Genomic DNA, 6,833 nt, shown 5'->3' on the forward strand with positions numbered 1-6,833 from the left:
ACTATATTGATGACGGTGAAAAAATTCCTATGGAAGGTCATTTGAGATACCGTGGTTATGACCTTACAGATATAGTTAAAAACTGTGAAAAAGAGAAGAGATTTGGTTTTGAAGAAGTAGCATATCTGCTGTTATTCGGACATCTTCCGGATAAAAAGACTTTGGACGATTTTTCAAGACTTATCGGAAATCTTCGTGTATTGCCGGAAGGCTTTGCGGAAGATATGATTTTGAAAGCTCCTAGTAAGAATATAATGAATAAAATTGCCCGTTCCGTACTTGCGTCTTATTCGTATGACTCAAATCCGGATGATATTTCAACGGGTAATATCTTGCGTCAGTCAATAGAATTGATTGCAAGACTTCCTGTAATGGCGGCATACGGCTATCAGGCAAAGAGCCATTATCATGACGGAAAAAGTCTGTATCTTCACACACCGCAGCCAAGATTGTCAACAGCTGAGAATCTGCTTTATATGATAAGACCCGATAATAAATATACTCGTGAAGAAGCGGAAATGCTTGATGTATTGCTTATGATACACGCTGAACACGGCGGCGGTAACAACTCGGCATTTACGACAAGAGTTGTTTCTTCATCGGATACTGATACATATTCTGCTATTGCGGCGGCTATCGGCTCACTTAAAGGTCCTAAGCACGGTGGTGCAAACGCAAAAGTTATGGGTATGATGGAAGAAATCAAGGCAAACGTTAAGCACTGGGAAGATGATGAGGAGGTTAAGGCCTTCCTTGCAAAAATTCTTCGTAAAGAGGCTTTTGACGGTTCGGGACTTATATACGGTATGGGACACGCTATTTATACATACAGTGACCCAAGATGTATTTTGCTTAAAGAAAAAGCAGGTCAGCTTGTTTCAAATCACCCTGAATTTGAAAAGGAATTTAAACTGTATTGCAGTGTTGAACGTCTTACACCGGGTGTATTTGCGGAAGTTAAGAATAATCATAAGGTTATGTGTGCGAACGTTGATATGTATTCGGGCTTTGTTTATAAAATGCTCGGCATACCTACCGAAATGTATACACCGCTTTTCGCTATTTCGAGAATTGTCGGCTGGTGCGCACATAGACTTGAAGAAGTTATCGGCTGCGGCAGAATTATCAGACCGGCGTATAAGTCGATGGTACACAGTAAGGAGTATACGAAAATAGATAATAGATAGTGTGTCCGGATTAAATTGCCCACAGCACTACTTTTTGCTTGAGGCGGTACAAACGTACAGCACTGCAAGCTGCAAAGCAGCACTGTGAACGATTTTCTCTCGGACAGGGTTAAGTAGTGGCGATTATAGGTCGCCCTAAAAAGCCACCCCACAGACGGCAAAGGCGACAGCTCCCCTCAATGGGAGCCGAAAAGCCTCTCCTTGAGGAGAGGTGTCACGAAGTGACGGAGTGGTGGCGATAAAAAATAAATTCGTAGGGGCGACCGGTGGTCGCCTTGATTTTATGGGGACACTAAACATTCTCTTGACAAAATCACTCATAAAATGTATACTAAACAAAAACACTTATGGAGATATTATATGAAATTATTGGCGGACTTAATATTAAACGGTGCAGAAACGATGAAAATGTCGGAGAACATAAAAAAGAATTTCGACAATCCCGAAAGAAACAACGGTGAATTGAGGGCAGATAAATTTAAAGGGTTTATAACAGATGAATGGAATGTGGACGGCTTTAATGTTATAACAGTAAGCAGCAAAAAAACAAACGGGGGACACGTTATATTTTTGCATGGCGGAGGATATGTCGCAGAGGCGACAGCATCTCACAGAAGAATTATTGAGGAACTGGTGAAGATGTACGGATTGAAAGTGACTTTTATAGACTATCCGCTTGCACCCGAGCATACATATGAAAAAACACACGAAATCGTAATGAAAGCATACAGAGAGATTACAATTAAAAATTACGGTGATGAATTTTATTTGTTCGGTGACAGTGCAGGCGGTGGATTGGCATTGGCAGTTTTGCAGATATTGCGTGATGAAAAAATAATACCGTTTCCGAAAAAGACAGTTTTAATGTCACCATGGGTTGACTTGACTATGAGCAATCCGAAAATAGGGGAGGCGGCGGAACGCGATCCGCTTTTGACGATGGATTGCCTGTACCACGCGGCAGAGAGATATATTGGAAACGGTGACGCTAAAAATGCTGTGCTTTCACCTATATTCGGAAGAATGGATAATCTCGGTAAAATATTTTTGTTGACAGGAACTCATGAAATTTTAAATCCCGATTGCAGAAAATTAAAAACAAAGTTGATGGCGGCATACGGTACGGAGTTGGAATTTTATGAGGGTGAAAAAATGGTGCACGACTGGATTTTGGCAACACCGTTTTATCTTGAGGCATTTAAAGCGATTGAAATGGTCGGAGAATTTTATGTGAACGGCTAATAAAAAAGCAAGCTGAAATCAGCTTGCTTTTTTGATATTATTCTGTAATATAAATTCTTGTATAGAACGGAATTGTATTTGCAATCCAGTTAATATCGCTTGGGTGAAGACGTACACAACCGTGAGAAATATTTACGCCGACACGTCCGTCATATTCTGTACCGTTATAGTAAAGCAATGTTGAATGAAGTGCATAACCGTTATAGAAACGAAGTACAGGACCTACATAGTAGCTTGGATAATCCCATTCTGTACGTTCAATATATTCAAATTGACCTGTGATGGTAGGCGTATTCCATGCACCCAATGCACAAGGGAATTCTTTTTGAAGTTCCCAATTATATTGTGAGCCTTGATATACTCTTACTTTATATTCGTGCTTTGAAACCCATACAAGATAATTTGTACGGCTTGTAATACCGTTCTTGTTTACAGGTGTTCTGTTGCGATATTCTTTAACCATAGGAGATTCACCAATGATAATATCAAGGTGGTCGTCGAAATCAAGAACATCAAGACTTGAATTAAACGATTCGGCAAGCGTTCTTACAGGAACAAATAGAGAACCCTCGATATAAACCGTTGCGTGAGGTGCGTATGTATCGTTTCCGAAAATCGTTGTATATGCACTGTTTGCGTTAAAAATAACTTGGTCTGAACCGACACTGCAAACTACGCTGTCATATTTAGGGTCGTATGTAACCTTTAATCCCATTGCCTCACCGATTGCACGAACAGGCATCATTGCGACACCGTCAACTATTCTTGCACGCGGTGAAACGTCTTGAAGAAAGTTATCGCTTACATACATACAAAGTTCTTTATCGTAATTCGGATTACCGTTCATTGCACAACCGTTATTTTGTACATATTCGCCGTTTTCGTTCAAATATCCGTACGTCTGAACTTCAAGAATGCCGTCAGGCTCAATCTTTTTATCGTAATATTTCAATGAACGAAGTCCCGAAACGAGCTTTACCTTGAATTTTTCGCCCATACGATATTGCGGAACGTTGAATATAAGATTTAGCGAAGAAGTATCCTGAGATACGTTTTCGGTAATTGAACCGAGTAATTCATCGGAACTGCTGTAAAGTTCGACAGTTACGTCGTTAGGTATTATGTACTTATGCGATGTGATGTCAATATTAAGAACAAATTGTGTTGATAATTCGTTCTCCGATATTGTCGGCGTTGAAGTCGGCTTAACTGTCGGCTCTGCGGCCGGTGTTGTTGCTGCTGTTTCTGTCGGCTCAACCGTTGTTCCCGGTGAAACGGTAGGCTCTACTGTTACTTGCGGTGTTTCTGTCGGCGCAGGTGACGCTGTTTCGGCGAATGCGCCTATTCCGCTCAAAACGATTGATACGGCAAGAAACATTCCTAAAATTTTTTTCATACTTATCTCCCCTTAAACTATTATAAAATAATCATATCACACCGAATTATCAAAGTCAATAAACAATAAAAGCTAAACATAAATTCGGATTAATCACTAAAAAAACACATCAAATTTTAACTAAAATGATGTGCTTTTTTTACTTGGCTTATTTTTCACGAATAAAAATTCTTTCGATGTCCGTACACAAACCGCTTTGTTCGTCAATGTCAAAAATACAACCGCAAAATTGTCCTTTTCCGTTCGCAATTTCAAACTTTTGAGGCATACCTGTAATAAATTTTTTTATTATCGCATTATGTTCTCTGCCGAGTATCGATATTTGAGGACCTGTCATTCCGAGGTCGGTTATATTTCCCGTGCCTTTCGGAAGAATGACTTCATCGGCTGTTTGAACGTGTGTGTGCGTTCCGAATACGGCTGAAACTTTGCCGTCAAGAAAATATGCCATAGCAAGTTTTTCGCTTGTTGCCTCTGCATGAAAATCTACTATTATAATATTGGTTGATTTCTTTAATTTTGCAACCTCGCGTTCGGCGGCGTCGAAAGGGGAGTCTGCGGGGTCAAGATACGTTCTGCCGATAAGATTTACAACTCCGACTTTAACACCGTTTTTTGCGGTAAAAACGATACTTCCCTCACCCGGACACTTTTTATTGTAATTCGCCGGACGGATTACATTTCCCTCGTTACGCATAATATCAACAACTTCTTTTGCGTCCCAAGTGTGATTACCCATAGTGATAACGTCAATTCCTGCACGAATAAGCTCGTCATATGCGTTGCGGGCAAGACCTCTGCCGTGGGTGGCATTTTCACCGTTTGCGATAACTAAGTCAATACCTTTCTGATATTTCATATCGTCAACATATTTAAAGAGCATATCGCGTCCTATACGGCTGACAATATCTCCGATACATAGAATTTTCATAATAAAATCCATAGCCTTTCTGCCCGCAGATTTATTTATAACACTGTCTTATCGTGGGCGGACAGGACGTGTAAAACTGTATAATATATCTAAAATTAAAATAAATTTTCGTTCAAAATAAATAAAAAAAGGAGTATTACAGAACGGGTAGAAGCTAAACATAAACGGCTTATACAGTGCCTTTATCGCAAAGTATCAAAGTCATAAATATTTACGCTCTGTAATAACCCCAAATTTTTCAAAGTAATGCAAGCTTATTTAGCGTAATCAACCGCTCTTGTTTCACGAATCATACTAACTTTAATCTGACCCGGATATTCAAGCTCGCTTTCAATACGTTTAACAATTTCTTTTGCTACAAGAATCATACCTTCGTCGTTGACCTTTTCAGGTTTGACCATAATTCTGATTTCACGACCGGCTTGAATAGCAAATGACTTTTCAACGCTGTCGAAACTGTTTGCAATTTCTTCAAGGTTTTGTAAACGCTTGATGTAGGTTTCAAGATTTTCACGTCTTGCTCCCGGACGTGCTGCGGATATTGCATCGGCTGCCTGTACTAAAGAGGCAACGATTGTCTGCGCCTCGACATCACCGTGGTGAGCCATAATAGCGTGTACAACATCCTTGTTTTCACGATACTTCTTTGCAATATCTGCGCCGATAGTAACGTGAGAGCCTTCGACTTCATGGTCAACTGCTTTACCGATGTCGTGAAGTAAACCTGCACGTTTTGCAAGTGCGACATCGACGCCCAGTTCACCTGCCATAACGCCCGCAAGATGCGAAACCTCAATGCTATGCTTTAGGACGTTCTGACCGTAACTTGTTCTGAATTTAAGTTTACCAAGCAATTTGATAAGTTCAGGGTGAAGACCGTGTACACCTGTTTCAAATGTAGCGCTTTCGCCCTCTTGCTTGATGATTGATTCAACCTCTTTACGAGATTTTTCAACTGTTTCCTCAATGCGTGCCGGATGAATACGTCCGTCCACGATAAGCTTCTCAAGTGCAAGACGTGCAACTTCACGTCTGATAGGATCGAAACTTGAAACAATAACTGCCTCAGGAGTATCGTCGATGATTAAATCAACGCCTGTAAGAGTTTCAATGGTTCTGATGTTTCGTCCTTCACGACCGATTATACGGCCTTTCATTTCATCACTTGGAAGATTAACAACAGAAACGGTGGTTTCGGCAACGTGATCGGCGGCAACTTTTTGAATAGCCAAAGAAACTATGTTCTTTGCTTTCTTTTCCGCATTCTCCTTTGCCTCTTGCTCAATTTCTTTAACCATCATGGCTGCCTCATGCTTTGTTTGATTTTCAACATCTTTTAGTAAGATAGTCTTAGCCTCTTCGGCGGTAAGACCTGAAATCTTTTCAATAAGAGCCATTTGTTGTTCTTTGATTTCTGCTATTTCTTTTTCTTTAGATTCAAGTGACTTTAGTTTTTGACTTAAAGTCTGTTCTTTTTTCTCTAAATTATCTGTTTTCTTGTCTAAGTTTTCTTCTTTTTGGTTAATTCTGCGTTCCTGACGATTAAGTTCATTTCTGCGTTCCTTAACCTCTGCGTCAAAGTCTGCGCGAAGTTTTTGATTTTCTTCTTTAGCCTCAAGCAACAGTTCGCGCTTTTTGGCGTCGGCAGCCTTTTCGGCATCCTTTACAATAGACTTGGCTTTTTCTTCGGCACTGCCGAATTCGGCCTCAGCAATTTTCTTTCTGTGTGCAACGCCTAAGTTGAAACCAACAATGACGCCTATAACACATAATACGATTGCAACGATTATCATTACAATTAATAATACTGTATTAATCAGTAACACCCCCATAAAAAGTTTACCAACGCTTAATAATGGGGGACTTCTTAAAATGACTGCGTCCTATACAACTGAATACTTCATAAACCTCTATGAAACAGATGCAGGTAAAGTACCATAGTGATTTGTAATCATACAAGAGCAGTCTACCTTAAGACGGCTCCATTTTAAGTATTGGGATTACATATAAAAGTATAGTATACAGAAAAATTTTATTTTTAATGAATATTAAGCAATTGTATTTTATACTATTTTGT

Annotated in this window: 5 protein-coding genes; 2 read left to right on the forward strand and 3 right to left on the reverse strand. The window is 39.8% G+C overall.

Translation table 11 applies throughout. The features are described 5' to 3' along the window. Window positions 1-1,187, forward strand: a 1,187-nt coding sequence (locus ACLTU0_RS09925; RefSeq protein ID WP_412322275.1) for a citrate synthase, incomplete at its 5' end; no start/stop codon positions are given. 360 nt (window positions 1,188-1,547) lie between these two features. Continuing rightward, on the forward strand, window positions 1,548-2,429 hold the full coding sequence (locus ACLTU0_RS09930; protein ID WP_337599316.1) for an alpha/beta hydrolase: 882 nt from the start codon (window positions 1,548-1,550) through the stop codon (window positions 2,427-2,429). Between the two features lie 37 nt (window positions 2,430-2,466). Here the strand turns inward: ACLTU0_RS09930 and ACLTU0_RS09935 are convergent, their stop codons facing one another. The 3 genes from ACLTU0_RS09935 to rny all read right to left on the reverse strand — a co-directional run bounded on the left by ACLTU0_RS09935 (window position 2,467) and on the right by rny (window position 6,588). Then, on the reverse strand, window positions 2,467-3,825 hold the full coding sequence (locus tag ACLTU0_RS09935) for a L,D-transpeptidase family protein (RefSeq protein ID WP_412322276.1): 1,359 nt from the start codon (window positions 3,823-3,825) through the stop codon (window positions 2,467-2,469). A 148-nt stretch (window positions 3,826-3,973) separates the two neighbouring features. Further along, complete coding sequence (locus ACLTU0_RS09940) at window positions 3,974-4,768, reverse strand: TIGR00282 family metallophosphoesterase (RefSeq protein ID WP_412322277.1); 795 nt, start codon at window positions 4,766-4,768, stop codon at window positions 3,974-3,976. Window positions 4,769-5,010: 242 nt separating this feature from the next. Next, window positions 5,011-6,588, reverse strand: coding sequence for a ribonuclease Y (gene rny, locus ACLTU0_RS09945; protein ID WP_308456358.1), 1,578 nt, complete (start codon window positions 6,586-6,588; stop codon window positions 5,011-5,013). Between the last annotated feature and the right edge of the window lie 245 nt (window positions 6,589-6,833).

Source organism: Hominilimicola sp. (assembly GCF_046972485.1).
In the GTDB taxonomy this organism is placed as follows: Bacteria; Bacillota; Clostridia; order UBA1381; family UBA1381; genus Hominilimicola; species Hominilimicola fabiformis.